This is a genomic window from Arthrobacter sp. P1_B9 (assembly GCF_056406495.1).
This window is the reverse complement of the sequence record NZ_JBFUAA010000002.1, coordinates 493,057-515,205: the sequence shown is the minus strand read 5'-3', so window position 1 is coordinate 515,205 and position 22,149 is coordinate 493,057. Positions and strand designations below refer to the sequence as shown.

Below are 22,149 nucleotides of genomic sequence, written 5' to 3'. Positions count from 1 at the left end.
AGGGCGGGGTCCGCAGCCTGGTGGCCGGGACCCCGCCCTGTTGCAAAGCTCTTGGCGTGACGCTATTCGGTGACGCCGACGAGGCATTCCTTGAGGTTCGTCGCCTCAGCGGCATTGAGTTCGACTACAAGCCGCCCCCCGCCTTCGAGCGGAACACGCATGATCAGGCTTCGTCCCTCTTTCGTCACTTCCATAGGGCCGTCGCCGGTGCGTGGTTTCATTGCCGCCATAAGGAATATCCCCTCCATTAGTCCCTGACATACCAGCCCGGCCGGGCTGCGTCCGCTTGGCCAATCAAGCCGTCCGGCAGCGCTCCAGGAGGCTGCCGTGACCGGCAAACTCACAAATAAACCGCTTACAAACTGTGTGCTTCTTGTCCTTGCTTATCCTCTATTATCGCGTAACAATCCGCCCGTAGCTAATCGTTGGACTTTCCAGCGCGTCCCGCCAGGCCGGGCCGGCACCGCCAAATGGTGCTGTGCGTCACGGCGGGTAGTCCCCTCCGCCCGGCAGTTGCGCCCACGCCCACAGCCACACAATCCAGACGACCTGCAGCAGCACGAACATGACCACCACGGTGCCGCGGTAGGCGCGGGAACGCGAGAGAAGGGCGGCGCTGAGGGCGAGCGGGAACAGCGGCAGCAGCATCCTGAACGTGCTGGTCTGGGGGTGCAGGAAGACCAGCAGGTAGCCCATATAGCAGCAGCACCAGAGCCTCAGCTCGGTGCCCAGGGCGACGACCGGCCGGGACATCATCAGCAGCGTGAACGCGGCAACGAACACGAACGGAGCCAGCACGCCGAAGGTCGGCCCGAACAGCATGATGCCGGCGTCGAACCATGGCTTGAACGGCACCAGGTCATCGCCGCGCCATGCGGTTTCGGTCTTGGTGTAGGCGCCCGGATCGCCGGTCGCGGCCCAGGCGATGGCCGGCCACAGCAGGGCACCGATGCCGCTGACGGCGGTGAGCCCGCCCAGTGACCACAGCTCGGCGTTGCCGGGGAGGGCGAGGCCGTCCCGGCGCTGCACTGTGACGCCCTGTGTCGCGGGGCTCTGGTTCGCGGGGTGTTGTGCCGTGGCGTGTTGTGCCGTGGGATGCTGCACAGTGCGGGTCTGCGCAGTACGGGTTTGCGCAGTGAGGCGCTGCCAGAGACGGTAGAGCAGCAACAGGCCCATCATCGCGGCAAACGGAACCCCGGTAGGCCGGGAAAGGCACATCAGGACCACAACGGGCATGGCCCACAGGTACCGGCGCTCCATGACAAGCAGCAGCGCGGCGCCGAGGAGCAGCAGGTTGAGGGATTCGGCGTAGGGCACCTGCAGCACCGGCGCCACCGGGAAAGCCGCCAGGAACACCGTCCCCCAGAGCGCCGTGCGGTGCGTGGCCCGGTGCCGGAAAATTCTGTACGCCACGAGGGCTGCACCCACACCGGAGACCAGGGCGATGGCCGTCAGGGACCACGCCGGGCCCGTGCCTGTCAGCCCGGACACCACCCGGCCCAGCACCGGAAACAGGGGGTAGAAGGCCCACGTGTTCTCCTGGACGGTGCCGGCGTCGTCGGTCGGCAGAAGCGCCGGATACCCCGCCTGCAGCGCTTGGGCGTACCAGCGGGCATCCCAGATATTGATGAAGTTCCAATAGTCGGGCTTGGCGGGAAACCACGGATTCACGCCCTGGTGCAGGGCGGCGGCCATGAAGATGCAGGCGCTGACCAGCCTGGCGGCGATGTAAAGTCCGGCCACCTGCGCCCACCAGGGCCACCGCGCCATCCCGGCGCCCGCGGCGGCGATGCGGCTCCACAGGGCCGCGTTCAACCCCTGGGGCTTCCGGGCCTCAGGCGCCGCGACGGTCTTCGGGTCTTCCACGCGGCTCACGGACGCTGTTCGGTCGGCGGACGGAGGCGCTCCAGTTCCTCCCCGAGTGCCTCGATCTCCTGGTCCTTGGCGGTGATCTGCTCCCGCAGGTCATCCAGGACCTGATCCACCTGGTCCATCCGGTAGCCGCGGAGTCCGACGGCGAAGCGCAGACGGTCAATGTCCGCCGCGGCCGCGCGCTCGGGCAACAGGACCGGCGGCAGGGATGCGACCGGCTCGTCGAAACCGTCGTCAAAGGAACCGCCCGCACCGCCGTCCCGGCGGCGACGGAAGATCTTCGGTGCCAGGCCGGTGCCCAGGAGGACGGCGACGCCGATCAGCACAATCGCCAGGAAAACCAGGAAGAGACTCACTAGACCATCGTGCCAGAAGCCGGACGCCGGAGCGCTCAGGCGGACGGATCAGCCCCGCGTTCCCTTGATGTCCGCCGTGCCGGTCCCGTTGGTGGAGCCGCCGTTCGGGTTCCGGTGGCGGGCGGCGCCTTCCACGACCAGCTCGACGGCCCGCGCGGGGTCGTCCACCACCTGCACGAGGTCCAGGTCCTCGGCCGAGACCATTCCCTCCGCGACGAGCGTGTCCCGGACCCACTCGAGCATGGGGCTCCAGAACGCGGTTCCCACCAGGACGATCGGGAAGGAAGTGACCTTGCGGGTTTGGACCAGGACCATGGCTTCGAAGAGCTCATCCAGGGTGCCGAGGCCGCCGGGGAGCACGATGAAGCCCTGGGCGTACTTGACGAACATGGTCTTGCGGGCGAAGAAGTACCGGAAGTTGATGCCCAGGTCCACCCACTGGTTCATGCCCTGCTCGAAGGGCAGTTCGATTCCGAGCCCCACGGAGACGCCGTTGCCCTGCACGGCGCCCATGTTGGCGGCCTCCATCGAGCCGGGGCCACCGCCCGTAATCACGGCCAGGCCGGCCTCGGCCAGCCGGCGTCCGACCTCGACGCCGAGCTCGTAGTACGGGCTCCCCGGCACGGTTCGGGCGGAACCGAAGACGCTGACTGCCGGACCGAGATCGGCCAGCGCGCCGAATCCTTCCACGAACTCGCTCTGGATCCGCAGCACGCGCCAGGGGTCGGTGTGGACGAACTGTCCCGGCCCTTTGGTGTCCAGCAAGGTCTGGTCGGACATCGTGACCTTGGCGGCCTTGCGGCGCAGCTCAAGCGGACCCTTGTGGCGGATCCCGTTGGGCGCCGGTGTGCTCCGGGCCTCCCTTGCCGGCTTTCCGCCGGGATTCTGTTCCGGGTTCTGTTCGGGGTTTTGCTTGGGGCCGTGCTGCGGATCGGTACTCATGCCCATAGGCTAGCGCGGAACCCGGCCGCCGCCGCGTCGGCGCGTCGGCGCCGCACGGCCGCAGCCGCCTGCCGAGGCCGTATGCCGAGGTCAACGGCGAATGTCCGACACAGTCCAGCAAGGGGCCTGACGTGCAGGTATCTCTTGAATCACGATCTGCACCAAAATGAGTGATTGCCGTCATATCTGGTCAATCTTCGCTAGATTCGTACTATGACTACTCAAGTGCCCGGCGATGCCCTCGTCTCCCTGAAGGCCGTGAACAAGCATTACGGCCAGCTGCACGTCCTGAAGGACATCAACCTGAACGTCCGCAAGGGTGAAGTTGTTGTTGTCATCGGCCCCTCGGGTTCCGGCAAGTCGACGCTCTGCCGCGCCATCAACCGCCTCGAGACCATCGACGACGGCGACATCAAGATCGATGGCAAGGAACTGCCCGAGGAGGGCAAGGAGCTGGCCAAGCTGCGCGCCGACGTCGGCATGGTCTTCCAGTCGTTCAATCTGTTCGCCCACAAGACCATTCTGGAAAACGTCACCCTCGGCCCCATCAAGGTCAAGGGCGTTGCCAAGTCCGAAGCCGACAAGGACGCCATGGCCCTCCTGGAGCGGGTCGGCGTCGGGCATCAGGCCCCCAAACTTCCGGCCCAGCTCTCCGGCGGCCAACAGCAGCGCGTTGCCATCGCCCGTGCCCTGGCCATGAAGCCCAAGGTGATGCTCTTCGATGAGCCCACCTCTGCCCTCGACCCGGAAATGATCAACGAGGTCCTGGACGTCATGGTCCAGCTCGCCAAAGAAGGCATGACCATGATCGTGGTCACCCACGAGATGGGATTCGCCCGCAAGGCGGCCGACCGTGTCGTGTTCATGGCCGACGGCCAGATCGTTGAGGACGCGACCCCCGAGGAATTCTTCAACAACCCCAAGAGCAGCCGGGCCAAGGATTTCCTGTCCAAGCTGCTGACACACTGACCGACTACGTTTTCGCACCCTGGCTGCCGGACGGCGGCCGCCCAATGAAAGGAATGTCATGATGGCATTTTTGACCCGAAGGAAATCCCTTCTGGTTGCCGCTTCCGCAGCACTGGCACTCAGCCTGAGCGCCTGTGGCGGCAGCTCCTCCACGACCACCAACCCGCCCGTAGCCGAGAAGCCGAGCTTTCCCGCCGATTCCACCATGGCCAAGCTTTCCTCCGCGGGCAAGATCACCATCGGCACCAAGTTCGACCAGCCGCTCTTCGGCCAGAAGGGCCTCGACGGCAAGCCCGTCGGCTTCGACGTCGAAATCGGCAAGCTGATGGCTGCCAAGCTGGGCATTCCCGCCGACAAGATCGAGTGGGTCGAAACTGTCTCCGCCAACCGCGAGCAGTTCCTCAAGCAGGGCAAGGTGGACATGATCGTCGCCACCTACACCATCAATGACAAGCGCAAGGCCGAAGTCGACTTCGCCGGACCGTATTACGAGGCCGGACAGGCGCTCATGGTGAACAAGGACAACAACTCCATCACCAAGCCCGAAGACGTCAAGGGCAAGAACGTCTGCTCCGTGACCGGCTCCACGCCAGCCTCGACGATCGTGGAGAAGTACGGAGCCGTCCTGGTTCCGGCCGCGACCTACTCAGCCTGCCTGGAACCGCTGCGGAACCACCAGGTTGAAGCCGTCACCACCGACAACGTCATCCTGGCCGGTTTCGTGTCCAAGGAACCGGACGCCTTCAAGCTGGCATCGGATCAGACCTTCACCAAGGAGCCGTACGGCATCGGCCTGAAGAAGGACGACACCGCCTTCCGGACGTGGGTCAATGACCAGCTGGAGGCCTCCGACAAGGACGGGTCCTACAAGAAGGCCTGGGAAGACACGGCCGGCACCGTCATCAAGACCACGCCCGCGCTTCCCACGATCGACCGCTACTAGCCGCCACTCCCGTCTTTCGCCTGGAATCCCCTCAACGCAGCTGAAGGAACTTATGGACGTCATTATTGAAAACCTCCCCCAGTATTGGGACGGTTTTCTCCGAACCCTTTTCCTGTCCCTGGTCTCGGGGATTATCGCCTTGGTCTTCGGCACCATCCTGGCTGCCGCCCGTGTCTCGCCCGTCGCCGCGCTGCGTGGCTTCAGCATGACGTACGTCGAGATCGTCCGGAACACCCCGCTGACCATCGCGTTCTTCTTCGCCGCAGTGGTTCTGCCCCGCCTCGGCGTTACGTTCCAGCAGTTCGAGGTCGCCGCCATCATCGCCCTGAGCGCCTACACCTCGGCCTTCATTGCCGAGGCCGTGCGCTCCGGCGTCAACAGCGTCCCGGTGGGCCAGGCGGAGGCCGCCCGCAGCATCGGCATGCAGTTCACCCAGGTGCTCTCGCTGATCATCCTGCCGCAGGCCCTGCGCACCGTGATCCCGCCGTTGATCAACATTCTGATTGCCCTGGTCAAGAACTCTTCTGTGGCCGGCGCGTTCTACGTGCTGGAACTCTTCGGCCAGGGCAAGCAACTGGCCAATGCCAACGGCGACGCCGTCATGTGGGTCCTGGTCGGCATCGCATTCTTCTACCTGCTGATAACCATCCCGCTTGGCTTCCTCGCCAGCGTCGTTGAACGAAAGGTGGCGATCGCACGATGAGCTCTGTTCTCTATGACGTCCCCGGCCCCAAAGCCCGACGGGTCTCGCTGATCGGCTCCATCATCGGCGTGATCGTGATCGGCGGCCTCCTCGTCCTGGCAGTCGTGACCCTCGCCCAGCAGGGAATCTTCGACCCCAAACGCTGGGCGGTCTTCCAGCTTCCCGAGGTCTGGGCCCTGATCGCCGCCGGCATCGGCGCCACGCTGGCCGCCGCGGCCGTGTCGGCCGTGATTGCCTTCCCGCTGGGCCTGCTCCTGTGCCTGATGCGCATCTCGGACAACGCCTGGATCAGGGTGCCCACCCGGATCGTGCTGGAATTCCTGCGCGGCATGCCCGTCGTGCTCATGATGCTGTTCGTGCTGCTCGTCTTTGCCACCAGCTCGTTCATCGCCGTCGTGGCCGGCCTTGTCCTTTACAACTCGGCGATTTTCGCCGAGATCATCCGCGCCGGCGTCCAGTCGCTGCCCAAGGGCCAGCGTGAGGCCGGCCTGGCGATCGGCCTGACGAGCTTCCAGTGCCGGCTGACCATCGAGCTGCCGCAGGCCATCCGGCGCATGCTGCCGTCCCTGGTCGCGCAGCTCGTGGTGCTGCTGAAGGACACGTCGCTCGGCTACATCGTCGCCTACGGCGAGCTGCTCCGGGCCGTGCAGGTCATGGCGGACTTCCTGGGTCCGCAGTACCTGTTCCCGGTGTTCTTCGTGGCCGCGGCCATCTACATCGCGATCGACCTGGCAGTCTCCCGCCTGGCCATCTGGCTCGAACGCCGCGGCTCCAAGCGCGCCGCCGGCGGCGTGGCGCACGTGCCGGTCGCCGGTATTCCGGCCGCCAAGTAAGCCGTCCCGCGCACAAAGGGTCCGGAACCTCACGGAGGTTCCGGACCCTTTGTGCGTTGCGCCTTGTTTCCTGCCTTGTTTCCTGGTCGTGGTGTCCTGGGCGTTGCTTCCTGGCCTTTGCTAAGCGCTCAGCCAGGTCCGCAGCGCCCGCAGGCATTCGCGGATGGCGTCCGCCTCGACGTGCTCATTGTCCTTGTGCGCCAGCAGAGCATCGCCGGGTCCAAAGTTCACCGCGGGGATGCCCAGTTCACTGAAGCGTGCGACGTCGGTCCAGCCGTACTTGGGCTTCGGCTCCCCGCCGACGGCGGCGACGAAGGACGCCGCCGCGGGGTGGTGCAGGCCCGGCCTCGCGCCGGCCGCGCTGTCGGTGCGCATGACGTCGAAACCGTCCAGCAGTTCGCGCACGACGGCCTCGGCTCCGTCCGGGGTCTTGTCCGGCGCGAAGCGGTAGTTGATTTCCACGACGCATTTGTCCGGAATGACGTTTCCGGCCGTGCCGCCGTGGATCTTCACGGCGTTGAGGCTTTCGCGGTAGTCCAGGCCGTCAACCGTCACGGTCTGCGGCTCATACGCCGCCAGCCGGGCCAGGATCGGGGCCGCGGCGTGGATGGCATTGCTCCCCATCCAGGCCCGGGCCGAGTGGGCAGCCTCGCCGTTCGTAGTCACTTCGAAGCGGCTGGTGCCGTTGCAGCCGCCCTCCACCGTCCCGTCGGTCGGCTCAAGCAGGATCGCGAAGTCCCCGCCGAGCAGGGAGCCGTGATTGCGCACCAGACGGCCCAGGCCGCTCTTCACGGCCTCGACCTCCTCGTGGTCGTAGAAGACGAACGTGACGTCCTTGCCTGGTTCCGCCCCGCCGTCGAACATGGTGGCCGCCAGCGCCAGCTGCACTGCGACGCCGCCCTTCATGTCAGTGGCGCCGCGGCCGTAGAGGATCCCCTCTCCAGGGGCCCCGGAGGGCCAGTACGCCGGCACGGTCCCCAGCGAGCCCTCTGTGGTGGGCAACGGCACGGTGTCCAGGTGGCCGGCCAGGATGACGCGCTCGGCCCGGCCCAGGTTGGTGCGGGCGATGATCGAATCGCCGTCACGGACCAGCTCCAGCTGCGGCAGCTGGCGGAGGGCATGTTCCACGGCGTCGGCCAGGACCCCCTCGTTGCCGGAGACGCTGTTGATGTCGATCAGGGCGGCCGTGAGCAGGGCGACGTCCTGGCGGAGGTCCAGATGGACCGGTGTGCGGACAGGGACGCTGGCGGTGGCACTGGCAGGGGTGCGCGGGTTCGTGGGGGTCACCGTTCCACCTTATCTGTTTGCCTCCCCGTCCCACCTGAGTCGCTGCAGGGGCCGTTTCCAGGCGTCGAGAGGCCCTGCAGCGTGTCAATCAGGTTGTCATGAGTTTCAGCGCCCGACGGGCCTCTCGTTAGACTTGGGCCATGACTGAAACTGCTGCTTCCGCTGTGCCCGCCGACGCTCGTTCCGACGCCCGCTCTGCCTATGGCTACGGGGTGGCCACCGTGTCCACCCGCAACGGTGACGCCACCGTGCTGGACGTGTGGTTTCCGGCGCCCGCGCTCGGAGTCGCCGCGGAGCACCAGCGTGACGTGAAGAACGCGGACCAGTCGCTGATCGACATCGCCGCCAGCGGCATTGACCCGGACCGGGGCACAGAGCAGATCGTTGTCTTCGCCCAGATCAACCTGGATGCGGCACCCGCGGACACGGCGGACGCCTACCTTCGCTTGCACCTGCTCTCCCACCGGCTCGTCCAGCCCAACACCATCAACCTTGACGGCATCTTCGGCAAGCTTCCCAACGTGGTGTGGACCAACTTCGGCCCCGCAGCCGTGGAGGACTTCGAGCTGACCCGGGCGCGCCTGCGCAAGCGCGGCGCCGTCACGGTGTTCGGCGTGGACAAGTTCCCGCGCATGGTGGACTACGTCGTTCCCTCCGGCGTCCGGATCGCCGACGCCGACCGGGTCCGGCTCGGTGCGCACCTGGCCGAAGGCACCACGGTCATGCACGAGGGCTTCGTGAACTTCAATGCCGGAACCCTGGGTACCTCCATGGTCGAGGGCCGGATCTCGGCCGGCGTCATCACCGGCGACGGGTCCGACGTTGGCGGCGGGGCCTCGATCATGGGAACCCTCTCCGGCGGCGGCAAGGAAAAGATCTCCCTCGGCGAGCGGGTCCTCCTCGGCGCCAATTCCGGCGTGGGCATCAGCATCGGCGACGACTCGGTGGTGGAGGCAGGCCTCTACGTCACCGCCGGCACCCGTGTGCGCGTGATCGGCCCCAAGGACGCCGACGGCGAAGACACCAGCCGGATCGTCAAGGCCGTGGACCTTTCCGGCGTTCCGAACCTGCTCTTCCGCCGCAATTCCACCACTGGTGAGGTTGAGGTCCTCCCCCGCAAGGGCCAGACGGTGGAGCTCAACGAGGCCCTGCACGCCAACTGACCGCACCGGCTGGTACGGTATGGCGGGCGGCGAAGACCGCGCGGGCGGGGCCGACCCGCCCCGACGAAAAAGCCGATGACGCAGCCCGCAGGGGCCTGAGGGAGTATTTTCGTGGCACGACGAGGGAGCTGGCGGCGCCGGATTGTCCTTCTGCTGACCCTGGCGATGGTCGCGGGCGGCATCTACACCGCGGTGACGTTCCTGCAACGGTCGGAGACCTTGATCACCGAACGCTGCACGGCCACGGGAAGCGGCGGCGATGACCTCTCCACCGACCAGGCGGCCAACGCCTCCCTCATCACCGCCGTCGCGGTCCGGCGGGGACTTCCGGCCCGGGCCGCCAGCATCGCGCTGGCCACCTCGATGCAGGAATCCAAACTGCGCAACATCGGCCATGGCGACCAGGCCGGTCCCGACTCCCGCGGACTGTTCCAGCAGCGGCCGTCCCAGGGTTGGGGCACCACGGCGCAGGTGATGGACCCGTACCACGCCAGCAATGCGTTCTACGATGCCCTCGTCGAGGTTTCCGGGTACGAGTCGCTCGATATCACCGTTGCCGCCCAGCGCGTCCAGCGCTCGGCGTACCCGGAGGCCTACGCCCAGCATGAGGTGATGGCCCGCGCGTTCGCCTCCGCCCTGAGCGGGCAGACGCCCGCAGGCCTGGACTGCTCGCTGCGCTCCCCCGACGCCGCCGGGAATCCTGCCGCCGTCACCGCAGGGCTGACCGCTGCACTCGGGGACGTGACGGCGTCCACCGACGGCCGGACCCTGCTCGTCGAGGCCGAAGGAACCCAGGCCTGGGCTGTGGGCCAGTGGGCCGTGGCCAACGCCAAGGAGCTCGAAATCACCAGCGTGGAGGTCGAGGGCCGCGCCTGGAACCGGCAGTCCCGCGACGGCTGGCAGCCGGCCCAAGTCCCGGCCGGCCAGGTCAGGGTTACCGTCGCAGACGCCCCCGGCACCTGACCGCTACCGGGGGTCAGTTGGCAGCGGGGTCAGTTGCCACCGGGTCAGTTGCCGGCGGGGCAGTTGCCAGCGGGGGCAGCCGTCACCGGGCGGGCTCAGACGAGGAGATCGACCACCGGCTGCACGTAGCTGCGGAACAGCTCCGGCTGGGACAACAGCTCGTGGCTCATGATGATCTTGTCGGGCTCGAGATACCAGGCCCGCGGCTCCGCAAGCGGGAGCTCGATGATCGTCAGGCCGAAATCCTTTGAAGCCCGTCCCACGTCAAGCAGGCGGTCCTCCACCATGTCGGCCAGCAGCTCGTTGTTGCCGTTGGCTTCGCGCTCCGCCTCGAGGGTTCCGTATTCGGCGAGGCGTTCCCGGGCCCACGTCAAAGCGGCCCCGAAGTGGGCCTGCAGCACGCGCCGGAGGGCCGGCGAATTGCTGAACGCACGGAAGCCCGGAGGGGAGAGCTCGGGGGACATTTCCGGGTGGTCTTTCAGCAGCTGTTCCCACCAGGCCTCCCATTCGGTCTTGAGCGCAGCCGGGCCGCCAACCTCGGCGATCAGGTGGGAGTGGTCCGAGGCGCGGATCTTCGGTGCCGCATGGCAGAGCGCCGGGTGTCCCGCGGTGTCCAAGCCGGCGGCGTCACGAACGTAGAGGGCAATGAGCATGGGACCAGAAGTATCCATCGTGATCCGCCAGCCTGGTCCGCCGGTGTGGTGCATCCAATTGCCTCCTTGGCAAGACGTACGATCTCAGTCTATTCCTGTTGTTATGAGGCGTTAACGGCTGGCTGCCCGGCCGCCAGCCGTCGGTTCAGGCCCGCCAGGTGGGCTTCGAGCACATCCTTGCACATCACGGCCGTCATCCACTCGGGCTGCAGGAGTGCGTGCATCGTCAGGCCGTCCAGGACTGCCAGCAGCAGTTCCGCTTCGGTGACGAGCACCTGCTGGTCGAGGCCGGCCGCGTGGTCGGCGTCAGCGCCTTCAGCCTCGGCCAGCCCCAGGATGAGCCCGCCCACGACGGCGGCCACCGCCCGGTGGCTGCGGTCGGCCTCGGCGGCCAGGAACGGCCTTGTCCGGGCGGCATTCTTGAAGGCCATCCAGACGCAGGCATCAACCGCCCGTTCCTCGTCCAACGGAAGAAACTCACCCAGCAGTGCCAGGACGGCCGCATGCTGCTCCCCTGAAACCGGCGGCGTATTGCCCAGCCGGGAGTCCGCGTCGGTGAGGCGGCCGACGATTCGGTCCACCACCACGGCGAACGCGTGGGTCAACAGCTCGTCGCTGCTGGCGAAGTAGTGCCGCACCGAGCCGACGGCCAGCTGCGCTTCATCGGCAACTTCCCGCAGCGAGGCCCGCTCGAGGCCATCCGTTGCGATGATCCTGAAGACTGCGTCAACTATTTCCTGGCGCCGGATGACGGCGTCGACAAATTTAGGCACTGGTCTTTTTTAGCACGTACGTGCCGCGGCCGCCCCGGGCCACACCGGTCCCGGCGGGGACGTGGCGCGGGTCACAGCGGCACGGTGCCCCCATAAGGACGACGCCGGCCGCGCACCTCAGCAAAAGGTGCGCGGCCGGCGTCGTCCTGTCTATCGCGCACGCCGTGGCCGGCGGGCGGGCTACAGCGACGGGTAGTTGCGTTCCGGTTCGCCGACGTAGAGCTGGCGCGGGCGGCCGATCTTCGTATTGGGGTCGCTGATCATCTCGCGCCACTGGGCGATCCAGCCCGGCAGGCGCCCGATGGCGAACAGCACGGTGAACATCTTCTCCGGGAAACCCATGGCCTTGTAGATCAGGCCGGTGTAGAAGTCCACGTTGGGGTAGAGCTTGCGCTGGATGAAGTAGTCATCGCCCAGGGCTTTCTCTTCAAGGCGCATGGCGATGTCGAGGAGCTCGTCGTTTCCGCCGAGCTTGCTCAGGACTTCGTGGGCCGTGGCCTTGATGATCTTGGCGCGCGGGTCGTAGTTCTTGTAGACGCGGTGCCCGAAGCCCATGAGGCGGACGCCGTCTTCCTTGTTCTTGACCTTCTCCATGTAGTCCTCGGGCTTGATGCCGTCGGCCTGGATCTGGCGCAGCATCTTCAGGACGGCCTCGTTGGCACCGCCGTGGGCGGGGCCGAAGAGGGCGTTGATGCCGGCGGAGACGGAGGCGAACAGGTTCGCGTTCGAGGAACCGACCAGGCGGACGGTCGACGTCGAACAGTTCTGCTCGTGGTCGGCGTGCAGGATCAGGAGTAGGTCCAGGGCCTTGGCGATGACCGGGTCCACCTCGTACTGCTCGGCCGGCAGGCCAAAGCTCAGGCGCAGGAAGTTCTCCACCAGGTTCATCGAGTTGTCCGGGTACAGCATGGGCTGCCCGATCGACTTCTTGTGGGCGTAGGCGGCGATGACCGGCATCTTGGCCATGAGGCGGATGGTGGACACCTCCACCTGCTCGGCGTTGAACGGATCCAGCGAGTCCTGGTAGAACGTCGACAGCGCCGACACGGCCGAGGACAGCACCGGCATCGGGTGGGCGTCACGGGGGAAGCCGCTGAAGAAGCCCTTGAGCTCCTCGTGCAGCAGGGTGTGGTGGCGGATCCGCTGGTCGAAGGACTCCAGCTCGGTGGGGGTCGGCAGGTTGCCGTAGATCAGCAGGTAGGAGACTTCCAGGAAGCTCGAGTGCTGGGCCAGCTGCTCGATCGGGTAGCCGCGGTAGCGCAGGATGCCGGCGTCACCATCGATGTAGGTGATGGCCGAGGTGGTGGCCGCGGTGTTCATGAAACCGGGGTCGAAGGCGACGGCGCCGGTCTGCTTCAGCAGCTTGGAAACGTCGTAGCCTTCGTTCCCTTCTACAACCTTGATGCGCGGGAGTTCGAGTTCGCCGCCGGCATGGCGCAGGGTTGCGCTGGTGGTTTCAGTCATGGAGTCTCCTCATGAGGCATCGGGGCCTCTGTCGAAAGCTGGTCCAACATCTGGTGAAGCTGCCCGCGGATCCTGTGCGGACAGGATTTCCAAAGGCTGCGCTGCCTTCTTGTGGAAAGCCACCATTGATCGTCAGTTAAAAAGTACCTTCACTTCGCGGGTGGCACTAATCCGGGGGGGCCGTAAAACGCCAAAAACACGCCACATGTGGCACGCGTCACAGCATTGTTACGCTTCCGGGTCAAGCCGCGAGACGGCGGCGTCGATCCTTTCGTCGCTGGCGGTCAGCGCCACCCGGATGAACCCGTTGCCGGCGTCGCCGTAGAAGACCCCGGGGCCAACGACGATTCCGCGGTCCGCGAGCCGGCCCACGGTGTCCCACGTCGCCTCGCCGGCGGTGGCCCATAGATAAAGGCCCGCCCTCGATTCATGGATTGTCAGGCCGAAACCTTTGAGCGCGGGCACGATCCGTTCCCGACGGCCCCGGTACAGGTCCTTCTGGGCCTGGACGTGGGCGTCGTCGCCGAGGGCCACGCGCATGGCTTCCTGGACCGGATAGGGCACAATCATCCCGGCGTGCTTGCGGCTGTTGACCAGGTTCGCCATGATCACCGGATCGCCGGCGACAAATGCCGCGCGGTAACCGGCCACGTTGGACTGTTTGCTCAGCGAATAGACGGCGAGCAGGCCATCGTGGGAGCCTTCTGCGACCTGCGGATCCAGGACGCTCGGGACCGGGGCGCCGCCACGTTCGAGGTCCCACTCCCCCCAGCCGAGTTCGGCGTAGCATTCATCGGACGCGACGACGGCGCCGAGCTCGCGGGCCTGCCGGACGATCCGCCGCAGCGACGCGATGTCCCGGACGCTGCCGGTGGGGTTGGCCGGCGAATTGACCCAGACCAGGCGCACGCGGGCCCGGGTGCCGGCGTCGAGCTCGTCAAGGTCGTCCGCGGCGACCTGCTCCGCACCGGCGAAGGTGGCCCCGATGTCATAGGTGGGGTACGCAACCGTGGGCCGGACGACGACGTCGCCCGGCTTCAGGCCGAGCAGGAACGGCAGCCACGCGACGAGTTCCTTGGAACCCACCGTTGGCATCACATTCTGCGGGTCGAGCCCGGGGACGCCGCGCCGGCGCGCAAACCAGCCGGCGATGGCTTCCCGCAGGGCCGGCGTCCCGTGCACCGTGGGATAGCCGGGGGCGTCCGCGGCGGCGCGCAGTGCGTCCTGGATGAGGGCCGGCGTCGCGTCCACCGGGGTTCCGATGGAAAGGTTGACGGCTCCTGCCGGGTGCCGGGCTGCCGTGGCGAGATACGGGGCCATGGCCTCCCACGGGTAATCGGGCAGGCTCAGGCCGAAGGTGCGCACCGCGGATGTCACCGTAGCGCCGTCCTAGTTCTCTTGGTTCTGCGGCGGCAGGGCGGCGATCATGGGGTGGTCGGTGTGGGTGTTCCCAACCTTCGCGGCGCCGCCCGGGGACCCGAGTTCGTCGAAGAACTCGACGTTGGCCTTGTAGTAGTCGGCCCATTCTTCGGGGGTGTCGTCCTCGTAGTAGATCGCCTCCACGGGGCAGACCGGCTCACAGGCACCGCAGTCCACGCACTCGTCGGGGTGGATGTACAGGGAACGCTCACCCTCGTAAATGCAATCGACGGGGCACTCCTCAATACATGCCTTGTCTTTGACATCTACACACGGCTGCGCGATTACGTACGTCACGTCCCTGGCCTCTCCACGTTGGTTCCGGCGACCGGCCGGATGATTTCCAGGCCCTGAGCCGGGCTGCTGACTTCTGAGCCTATTATCTCCCAGCCTGTTCCCGCGAACCTAGCCGGACGTCACACATGCTCCGCGTCTTACGATGATCTGATGAGCTCGCCTTTGCCCTTGCCCCAGCAGTTTCTCTCCGCCGCCCCGCTCGGCACCCGCGTTGTGGTCCGGTACAGGATCGACGGCGGCCTGACGGATGCCCTCGGCGAGCTCGTGGATCGCGCCGACGGCGTATGCACCGTCCGCACCCGCCGCTCCGACGTCGTCATTGCCCTCCCCCTTGTCGTGGCAGCCAAGGAAGTCCCGCCGCCCCCGCCGCGCCGCGCCCCGCGGGTGCAGGAGCGCTGACGGGCGGTTCCGGGGTGGGCGCGTCGGTGGTTGCGCCGAGGGGACATGCCCTCCGCCCCACCCGACCACTGGACATGCCCTCCGCACCTGGCCAACCAATGGACATGCCCTCCCCTGCTGGCCAACCACGCACATGCCCAGCCTCACCCCCGGCCACCAATGGACATGCCCTCCCCTGCTGGCCAACCACGCACATGTCCAGCCCCACCTCCGGCCATCAATGGACATGCACTCCCCTTGCTGCTGGAGATGGACATTTCGGCGCCGTGCTCATCGCCGCCAGCCACCGCGGGACATGTCCAGCGGTAAACCAACAGAACAAGGGACATGTCCAGCGGTAAACCAACAGAACAAGGGACATGTCCAGTGGTGCATCGAAAGAGCGCGGGACAATTTCAGCGGTGGCTGGGCGCGGTGCAGGATCAGAGTGCAGGACCACAGTGYCGAACCGCATCGCAAGGGCACACGAAGCCGGACGTGGAGTCTGACTCTAGGCGGCGGCAGACAGCCTGTTCAGGGCTTCGCGGACCATGGCGATGAAATCCTCGGGGTGGTCCCTCAGCAGCGGGTACGTCACAACAAGAGTCGGGATTCCGCGGCGCGTGGTGACGTTCCAACGCCGCCGGTCTTCCTCGAAGCTTGCCCTGTCCATGTGGAATCCCGCCCCGTCAGTCTCGATGCCGAGACGGCCGTCGACCATCAGGTCCAGGTGTCCCATCCCTGGAACGTTGACCTGCGATTCAACATGGAAGCCGGCCCGCCGCAGCAGGAACCGGGCCAGGCACTCAATGAGCGACTGCGACTGCGGGACAATCGCCGACACGATCCGGCGCTCCCGGGTGTCGTTCCGGCCATCGAGCCGCTGACGCAATGAACCCAGCGGGAGTCCCTTCAGCACGACGGCGGATTCGGCGATGATCAGCCCGTGAGGTTCGGGTAGGCAGCGCAGGCATTGGATGACCGTGTCCAGGAGTGTCGGCGGCGCGGGCGCCCGGTGGCAGACGAAGCCCTGGTAGCTCCTGCTGTGTGTGAGGGCAACGTGCGGCTGGGCCGGGGCTTCAAGGACCCACAGCCCGCTGAAGTGTGCCGCGGTGATGCACGCCGGTTCCGCCGGAAGCGAGCGTATGGCGATCAGCTGCGCGTCTGCACCGGGCAACGCATAGACGCCGCGGGCCACCCGGGACACGGCTCCCGAGTCCATCGCGGACTTGAGCTGAAAATCGGAGACCCCCGCGGCGGCAATGTATTTGGCGCGGGCGACGCCGTCGTAATTCGAGAGCACCTCGATGACGTTGGCCATTCACCCATGGTGGAGCCGCACTCTGCGCTCTGGAAGTCGGATCCCGCACTATGTGGAAAACTGCACCGGCCGGATGGGGGCGATGCCGGACAGGTCCGACCATGAGGGCGGGGCATGTCCCGCGCACCAACCCGGGGCCGGACATAATGCCATTGTGCCCACTCGAGCGCCCGAAAAATGGGCATGTCCCGCGGGGAGCCGGGCAGGGCGGTCCGGTCCTGGCCCGTCGTCACCGGTCCTGGCCGGCCGGCCTCCTGTAGCGCCGGCACCAGGCGAGCATGGCCACGGTGATGCCTGCGATGCCGAAGACCCAGATATTGCCCGCGGCGTCGCCGATGACCAGGCGCTTGCCCGTTTCCAGGGTGGACCACCAGCCAATCAGCGCGTAGCAGAGGACTCCGCAAGCCGCCGTCGGGATGACAGAACGGAATGCCGCCCCCAGCCACAGCTGGACCGAGCCCAGCAGCACGAGCGCAGCGACGGCGCCCCACGGGACGTCCACTCCGCCCAGGACCAGATCGTGGCGGTGCAGGGCGGTGCCGGCCAGGGCAACAAAAAGAGCTGCCGGCACGGCGGCGGCAATGCCGCCTGCCGTACCGGCAGCTCTCTTAATCACGTTGTGGCTGAAGCCCGGAGACCGGGATCAGACCTTGGCGCGGGCGCGGTTGGCCTTGGCACGCTCGTTGGTGTCCAGGATGACCTTGCGGATACGGATTGAATCCGGGGTAACCTCAACGCACTCGTCTTCGCGGGCGAATTCGAGGGACTCTTCGAGGGTCAGGTCGCGCGGGGGCGTCAGGTTCTCGAAGGTGTCCGAGGAAGCTGCACGCATGTTGGTGAGCTTCTTTTCCTTCGTGATGTTCACGTCCATGTCGTCGGCGCGGGAGTTCTCGCCCACGATCATGCCCTCGTACACCTCGGAGGTGGGCTTGACGAAGAAGGATCCGCGTTCCTGCAGGTTGATCATGGCGAACGGGGTCACAACACCGGCGCGGTCGGCGATCATCGAACCGTTGGTGCGGTATTCGATGGGGCCGGCCCACGGCTCGTAGCCTTCGGAGATGGAGGCGGCGATGCCGGCGCCGCGGGTGTCCGTGAGGAACTTGGTGCGGAACCCGATCAGGCCGCGGGCCGGAACGATGAACTCCATGCGGCACCAGCCGGTGCCGTGGTTGGCCATGTTGGTCATGCGGCCCTTGCGGGCTGCCATCAGCTGGGTGACGGCGCCGAGGTACTCTTCGGGCACGTCGATGGTCATGTGTTCCATCGGCTCGTGGACCTTGCCGTCGACGGTCTTGGTAACCACCTGCGGCTTGCCGACGGTCAGCTCAAAGCCTTCGCGGCGCATCTGCTCGACCAGGATGGCCAGTGCAAGCTCGCCACGGCCCTGGACTTCCCAGGCGTCGGGACGCTCGGTGGGGAGAACCTTGATGGAGACGTTACCGATCAGTTCCTTGTCGAGGCGGTCCTTGACCTGGCGGGCCGTGACCTTGGCGCCCTTGACCTTGCCGGCCAGCGGGGAGGTGTTGATACCGATGGTCATGGAGATGGCCGGGTCGTCAACAGTGATCAGCGGCAGCGGCTGCGGGTTCTCGGCGTCGGTCAGGGTCTCACCGATGGTGATCTCCTCGATGCCGGCGACGGCGACGATCTCGCCCGGGCCAGCGGACTCAGCCGGGACGCGGTCCAGTGCCTTGGTCGCGAGAAGTTCGGTGATCTTGACGTTCTTGAGCTCGCCATTGGCGCGTGCCCAGGCCACGGTCTGGCCCTTGCGCAGGGTGCCGTTGTAGATGCGCAGCAGCGCCAGGCGGCCCAGGAACGGTGAGGCGTCCAGGTTGGTGACGTGTGCCTGCAGGACACCGTTCGGGTTGTAGGTCGGGGCCGGGATGTGCTCGATGATGGCCCGGAAGAGCGGCTCGAGGTCTTCGTTTTCCGGGGCGCTGCCGTCGGCGGGCTGCTCGAGGGAGGCGCGGCCGACCTTGGCGGCGGCGTAAACAACCGGCACGTTCAGGATCTTGTCCAGGTCGAGGTCCGGAACTTCGTCGGCGAGGTCGGAGGCCAGGCCCAGGAGCAGGTCCATGGATTCGTGGACAACTTCTTCGATCCGCGCGTCGGGGCGGTCGGTCTTGTTGACCAGGAGGATCACCGGCAGGTGCGCGGCGAGGGCCTTACGCAGCACGAAGCGGGTCTGGGGCAGCGGGCCCTCAGAGGCATCGACGAGGAGGACGACGCCGTCGACCATGGACAGGCCGCGCTCCACCTCGCCACCGAAGTCGGCGTGGCCGGGGGTGTCGATGACGTTGATGGTGATGGTTTCGCCGTTGGAGGACGGTCCGTTGTAGGCCACCGTGGTGTTCTTGGCCAGGATGGTGATGCCCTTTTCGCGTTCCAGGTCACCGGAGTCCATGACGCGGTCTTCGAGGTGGTTGTGCTCGGCAAAGGAGTTGGTCTGCTTGAGCATGGCGTCGACCAGCGTGGTCTTGCCGTGGTCAACGTGGGCCACGATCGCGACGTTGCGCAGGTCACTGCGCGATGCAGTGGCTACCGCGGTGTTGGTGGTGGTTTCAGACATGCGTTATTGCTCGATTCAGTGGTGAAGTCAGCTGTGGTATCGCGACATTTCCAACCGGAACGCACGACAGATAAGTCCCTTTGGCACAGGGCACCTACTACCATTCTAAACGCTAGGTCATTTATTGGCCTAAAATGCGGATCGGTGACCAGCGTCCGCGCTGTCGCCAGAGCAGGACGGGCGCACGGAAATGGTCTATCACGTGTGAGTAAAGTCACTGGATTTTCCAGCGCCCATGCACCATCATTGCTCTGATAGCAGCAAGCAAGCCCGGAGACATTCATGCGAAACGCCTCGGCCCTGTCCCGCTTCGTCGCAATGATGATCGCCACCGGCGTGGTTCTTGGCGGCTGCGGACAGACCTCTTATTCACCTGCGCCCGACGCGGGCTCTTCCGAAGTGGGCTCTTCCGACGCTGGATCATCAGAGTCGGAAGCTGTGGGCACGCCACTGACCGGCAGCGGGGCCGGAGCGGCCGTTGGCGCCGGAGTCCCGGTCGCGGCCGGGTCCGCGGCCAAGACGCGCATCGGGTCCACCATCGACCCCGCCGCACTGCCGGGCGGCTCGACCTACCGCAATCCTGCCAACGGCCGCAACGAGATCATCGTCAAGGACACCAGCAATGTCGCCGTGCTGATTGGCGACTCGCAATCGGAACCTTCCTACGGCTGGCCCAGGCAGGGTCTGGCCGCTGCTGGGTACAAAGTCTTCTTCTGTGGCCGGGGCGGCACCGGTTTCGTGGCGTCCAACGGCAAGACCGGCAACTACATCGACGCGCTTCAGCGCGGCGACTGGAAACTCCCGTACGGCACTCCTCCCCTCGTGGTGATCGAAGGCGGCGGGAACGATGCCGCACGCGGCGCCTCCGATGCGCAGATCGTCTCCAACGCGGAACGGCTGATCGCCAGCATCCAGCAGCGTTACCCCGCTGCCCGGATACTCATGGTCGGCACACTCGGGCGCGGCGCCCACTACGGCGGAGGACGCCGGAGCGAGGTGGACGCGCTTTTGGGGCGGGTGGCGGACCATCACGGGCTGTCGTTCGTCAGCGCAGGCGATTGGCTCACCCGGTACAACCTGACGGGCTCGATGGCGGACCGGGTCCACCTGAACCGGCAGGGCCACGCGGCCCTGGGCGCCGTTTTCGGCCAGCGGCTGCAGTCCCTGGGGTTTGACTACGCCGACCCCGGCATGCTCGCCGGCTTATCCCACTAACGCAGGTTTGTCCCACCGGCGTGGGCACCGCCAGCGGACGCGCCACCGGCGCAGGCACCGCCAGCGCCTGGCCACCGGCGTGGGCACCGCCAGCGCCGGGCCACCGGCGTGGGCACCGCCAGCGCCGGGCCACCGGCGTGGGCACCGCCAGCGCCTGGCCACCGGCGTGGGCACCGCCAGCGCCGGGCCACAGCACAACAAAGGAGCCGGTGTCCGCCCCGAAGGGAGGACACCGGCTCCTGTACTCCCAACTGCTAAGCGCTGCCGGCGGCGGACTTCTTCAAGCCCTCAGGAAGCGGCCGCTCAGGCCACGTCCATTTCCGGCGGCAGCATGAGGCCGGCGCCGGGGATGGCGTTGAGCAGCGCCCGGGTGTAGTCCTGCTGCGGCGACTCGAAGACGTCGTCCGTCGAGCCTGTTTCCACCAGCTTGCCCTTCTCCATGACGCACACGCGGTCGGCGATCTGCCGGACCACCGCGAGGTCGTGGGTGATGAACAGGTAAGTCAGGCCGAGCCTGGACTGCAGTTCGGCGAGCAGGTTCAGCACCTGCGCCTGCACCAGCACATCCAGTGCCGAGACGGCCTCGTCGCAGATGATCACTTCGGGGTCCAGGGCCAGGGCGCGGGCGATCGCGACCCGCTGGCGCTGGCCGCCGGAGAGCTCGTTGGGGTACCGCTGCATGGTGGACTGCGGCAGCGCCACCTGGTCCAGCAATTCCCGGACCTTCTTCTCGCGGCTGGCCTTGTCCCCGATCTTGTGGGTCCGCAGCGGTTCCTCGATGGTCCGGAAGATGTTGTACATCGGGTCCAGGGACCCGTACGGGTCCTGGAAGATCGGCTGTACACGGCGCCTGAAGGCGAAGAGCTCTTTGCTGTTCAGCGTGGAGGTGTCCACGCCGTCGAAGATGATCTTGCCGGAGGTCGGCGTCAGGAGGTTCAGGACCATCTGCGCCACCGTGGACTTGCCGGAACCCGACTCCCCCACGATCGCCGTCGTGGTTCCCCGCTTGACGTTGAAGGAGATGTCGTCGACGGCGGTGAAGTCCGTGGACTTGCCCAGGCCCGAACGCAGCTTGAAGACCTTCCTGAGGTTCTGGATCTGCAGGACGTCGTCGGACTTGGCCGGCTCAACCACGCCGGTCTCGCTCGGGGCGAGCATGTCGTCGGTTTCCACGCCGAGTTCCTTGGCCGCCTGGATGCGCCGGGACGCCAGCGACGGCGCCGAGGCGACCAGCCGCTGGGTGTACGGGTGCTGCGGGTTCTGCAGCAGCTCCAGCGAGGGTCCGGATTCGACAACCTGGCCGCGGTACATGACCACCACCTGATCAGCACGCTCGGCGGCGAGGCCGAGGTCGTGCGTGATCAGCAGCACCGCGGTGCCCAGTTCCGTGGTCATCTTGTCCAGGTGATCGAGGATCTGGCGCTGCACGGTCACGTCGAGCGCCGAGGTCGGCTCGTCCGCGATGAGCAGGCGCGGCTGGCAGGCGAGCCCGATCGCGATCAGCGCGCGCTGGCGCATGCCGCCGGAGAACTCGTGGGGGTACTGCTTGGCGCGGCTTCCGGCGTCGGGCAGCCCGGCCTGGGAAAGGACCTTGGCGACGTCGTCGGGGCCGCTCGGGAGTCCGTTGGCCTTCAGCGTCTCGCGGACCTGGTCGCCGATCTTCCACACCGGGTTCAGGTTGGACATCGGGTCCTGCGGGACCATGCCGATGCTGTTGCCGCGCAGTTCGATCATCCGCTTTTCGCTGGCGTTGGAGATGTCCTCGCCATCGAACAGGATCTGGCCTGCCGCGACCCGCCCGTTGCCCGGGAGCAGGCCGATAGCAGCCAGCGCGGTGGTGGACTTGCCGGAGCCCGACTCGCCCACAATCGCGACGGTTTCGCCCGGCATGACGGTGAGGTGGGCGTTGCGGACGGCGTTGACCTCGCCGTTGCTGGTGGTGAACCCGATGGCCAGGTCCTTGATTTCCAGCAGCGGGCGCTCAGTGGCGTACTCAGCTTCCTGGAAGTCAACAGAGGCGCTCATG

At 66.6% G+C, this 22,149-nt stretch carries 22 protein-coding genes; 8 read left to right on the top strand and 14 right to left on the bottom strand.

The window, feature by feature from the left end; translation table 11 throughout:
* Nucleotides 1-62: 62 nt before the first annotated feature.
* The 4 genes from AC1D1A_RS04945 to AC1D1A_RS04930 form a co-directional block, all read right to left on the bottom strand.
* Nucleotides 63-230, bottom strand: coding sequence for a DUF3117 domain-containing protein (locus tag AC1D1A_RS04945; protein WP_079550332.1), 168 nt, complete (start codon nucleotides 228-230; stop codon nucleotides 63-65).
* Nucleotides 231-483: 253 nt separating this feature from the next.
* Nucleotides 484-1,875: a hypothetical protein gene (locus tag AC1D1A_RS04940; protein WP_476947246.1), complete on the bottom strand. Its 1,392-nt coding sequence runs from the start codon at nucleotides 1,873-1,875 to the stop codon at nucleotides 484-486.
* Entirely contained in the window at nucleotides 1,872-2,228 is a 357-nt protein-coding gene (locus AC1D1A_RS04935; protein ID WP_476855767.1) for a DivIVA domain-containing protein, read from the bottom strand. Before AC1D1A_RS04935 ends, AC1D1A_RS04940 begins: the two co-directional genes overlap by 4 nt.
* Nucleotides 2,229-2,276: 48 nt before the next feature.
* The gene (locus AC1D1A_RS04930; protein WP_476947245.1) at nucleotides 2,277-3,170 is read right to left on the bottom strand and encodes an LOG family protein; all 894 of its coding nucleotides are present in this window, start codon (nucleotides 3,168-3,170) and stop codon (nucleotides 2,277-2,279) included.
* 213 nt (nucleotides 3,171-3,383) lie between these two features.
* Here AC1D1A_RS04930 and AC1D1A_RS04925 point away from each other — a divergent pair, with 213 nt between their 5' ends.
* From AC1D1A_RS04925 to AC1D1A_RS04910, 4 genes are read left to right on the top strand one after another with little or no spacing between them, the layout of a single operon-like run.
* On the top strand, nucleotides 3,384-4,139 hold the full coding sequence (locus AC1D1A_RS04925; protein WP_028275678.1) for an amino acid ABC transporter ATP-binding protein: 756 nt from the start codon (nucleotides 3,384-3,386) through the stop codon (nucleotides 4,137-4,139).
* A gap of 58 nt (nucleotides 4,140-4,197) precedes the next feature.
* Complete coding sequence (locus AC1D1A_RS04920) at nucleotides 4,198-5,082, top strand: glutamate ABC transporter substrate-binding protein (protein WP_243180934.1); 885 nt, start codon at nucleotides 4,198-4,200, stop codon at nucleotides 5,080-5,082.
* A gap of 52 nt (nucleotides 5,083-5,134) precedes the next feature.
* Entirely contained in the window at nucleotides 5,135-5,785 is a 651-nt protein-coding gene (locus tag AC1D1A_RS04915; protein WP_223913898.1) for an amino acid ABC transporter permease, read from the top strand.
* Nucleotides 5,782-6,618: an amino acid ABC transporter permease gene (locus AC1D1A_RS04910; protein WP_223913897.1), complete on the top strand. Its 837-nt coding sequence runs from the start codon at nucleotides 5,782-5,784 to the stop codon at nucleotides 6,616-6,618. The genes AC1D1A_RS04915 and AC1D1A_RS04910 overlap by 4 nt, the downstream gene beginning before the upstream one ends.
* 120 nt (nucleotides 6,619-6,738) lie before the next feature.
* Here the strand turns inward: AC1D1A_RS04910 and dapE are convergent, their stop codons facing one another.
* Nucleotides 6,739-7,836 (bottom strand): succinyl-diaminopimelate desuccinylase, encoded by a 1,098-nt coding sequence (gene dapE, locus AC1D1A_RS04905; RefSeq protein ID WP_476947264.1) that lies wholly within the window; start codon nucleotides 7,834-7,836, stop codon nucleotides 6,739-6,741.
* Nucleotides 7,837-8,045: 209 nt separating this feature from the next.
* On the opposite strand from dapE, the gene dapD reads away from it, so the two are divergent.
* Nucleotides 8,046-9,068, top strand: coding sequence for a 2,3,4,5-tetrahydropyridine-2,6-dicarboxylate N-succinyltransferase (dapD, locus tag AC1D1A_RS04900; protein ID WP_476931056.1), 1,023 nt, complete (start codon nucleotides 8,046-8,048; stop codon nucleotides 9,066-9,068).
* 111 nt (nucleotides 9,069-9,179) lie between these two features.
* Entirely contained in the window at nucleotides 9,180-10,031 is an 852-nt protein-coding gene (locus tag AC1D1A_RS04895; RefSeq protein ID WP_476855764.1) for a hypothetical protein, read from the top strand.
* Between the two features lie 95 nt (nucleotides 10,032-10,126).
* Here AC1D1A_RS04895 and AC1D1A_RS04890 read toward each other — a convergent pair whose 3' ends face one another.
* The 5 genes from AC1D1A_RS04890 to fdxA all read right to left on the bottom strand — a co-directional run bounded on the left by AC1D1A_RS04890 (nucleotide 10,127) and on the right by fdxA (nucleotide 14,637).
* Complete coding sequence (locus AC1D1A_RS04890; RefSeq protein WP_028275685.1) at nucleotides 10,127-10,738, bottom strand: hypothetical protein; 612 nt, start codon at nucleotides 10,736-10,738, stop codon at nucleotides 10,127-10,129.
* Nucleotides 10,739-10,785: 47 nt separating this feature from the next.
* Nucleotides 10,786-11,457, bottom strand: a complete 672-nt coding sequence (locus AC1D1A_RS04885; RefSeq protein WP_476947244.1) for a TetR/AcrR family transcriptional regulator — start codon at nucleotides 11,455-11,457, stop codon at nucleotides 10,786-10,788.
* Nucleotides 11,458-11,637: 180 nt separating this feature from the next.
* Complete coding sequence (locus tag AC1D1A_RS04880) at nucleotides 11,638-12,921, bottom strand: citrate synthase (protein ID WP_028275687.1); 1,284 nt, start codon at nucleotides 12,919-12,921, stop codon at nucleotides 11,638-11,640.
* A 228-nt stretch (nucleotides 12,922-13,149) separates the two neighbouring features.
* Nucleotides 13,150-14,298 carry a succinyldiaminopimelate transaminase gene (gene dapC / locus AC1D1A_RS04875; RefSeq protein ID WP_476947243.1) on the bottom strand — a complete coding sequence of 383 codons (1,149 nt, stop codon included), beginning with the start codon at nucleotides 14,296-14,298 and terminating at the stop codon, nucleotides 13,150-13,152.
* A 12-nt stretch (nucleotides 14,299-14,310) separates the two neighbouring features.
* A complete protein-coding gene (gene fdxA / locus AC1D1A_RS04870) occupies nucleotides 14,311-14,637 on the bottom strand; it encodes a ferredoxin (protein ID WP_028275689.1) in 327 nt (108 codons plus the stop codon).
* 150 nt (nucleotides 14,638-14,787) lie between these two features.
* Between fdxA and AC1D1A_RS04865 the strand changes: the two genes are divergently transcribed.
* Entirely contained in the window at nucleotides 14,788-15,036 is a 249-nt protein-coding gene (locus AC1D1A_RS04865; RefSeq protein WP_476850345.1) for a putative acetyltransferase, read from the top strand.
* Nucleotides 15,037-15,526: 490 nt separating this feature from the next.
* Here AC1D1A_RS04865 and AC1D1A_RS04860 read toward each other — a convergent pair whose 3' ends face one another.
* The 3 genes from AC1D1A_RS04860 to typA form a co-directional block, all read right to left on the bottom strand.
* Complete coding sequence (locus tag AC1D1A_RS04860; RefSeq protein WP_476870518.1) at nucleotides 15,527-16,336, bottom strand: type IV toxin-antitoxin system AbiEi family antitoxin domain-containing protein; 810 nt, start codon at nucleotides 16,334-16,336, stop codon at nucleotides 15,527-15,529.
* 229 nt (nucleotides 16,337-16,565) lie between these two features.
* On the bottom strand, nucleotides 16,566-16,952 hold the full coding sequence (locus tag AC1D1A_RS04855; protein ID WP_476931061.1) for a hypothetical protein: 387 nt from the start codon (nucleotides 16,950-16,952) through the stop codon (nucleotides 16,566-16,568).
* Between the two features lie 27 nt (nucleotides 16,953-16,979).
* Nucleotides 16,980-18,908: a translational GTPase TypA gene (gene typA, locus AC1D1A_RS04850; RefSeq protein ID WP_079550304.1), complete on the bottom strand. Its 1,929-nt coding sequence runs from the start codon at nucleotides 18,906-18,908 to the stop codon at nucleotides 16,980-16,982.
* Between the two features lie 282 nt (nucleotides 18,909-19,190).
* Here typA and AC1D1A_RS04845 point away from each other — a divergent pair, with 282 nt between their 5' ends.
* Nucleotides 19,191-20,123, top strand: a complete 933-nt coding sequence (locus tag AC1D1A_RS04845) for an SGNH/GDSL hydrolase family protein (protein ID WP_476947242.1) — start codon at nucleotides 19,191-19,193, stop codon at nucleotides 20,121-20,123.
* Nucleotides 20,124-20,426: 303 nt separating this feature from the next.
* On the opposite strand, the gene AC1D1A_RS04840 is transcribed toward AC1D1A_RS04845, so the two are convergent.
* Nucleotides 20,427-22,148, bottom strand: a complete 1,722-nt coding sequence (locus tag AC1D1A_RS04840) for an ABC transporter ATP-binding protein (RefSeq protein WP_223913888.1) — start codon at nucleotides 22,146-22,148, stop codon at nucleotides 20,427-20,429.
* Nucleotide 22,149: the final 1 nt, after the last annotated feature.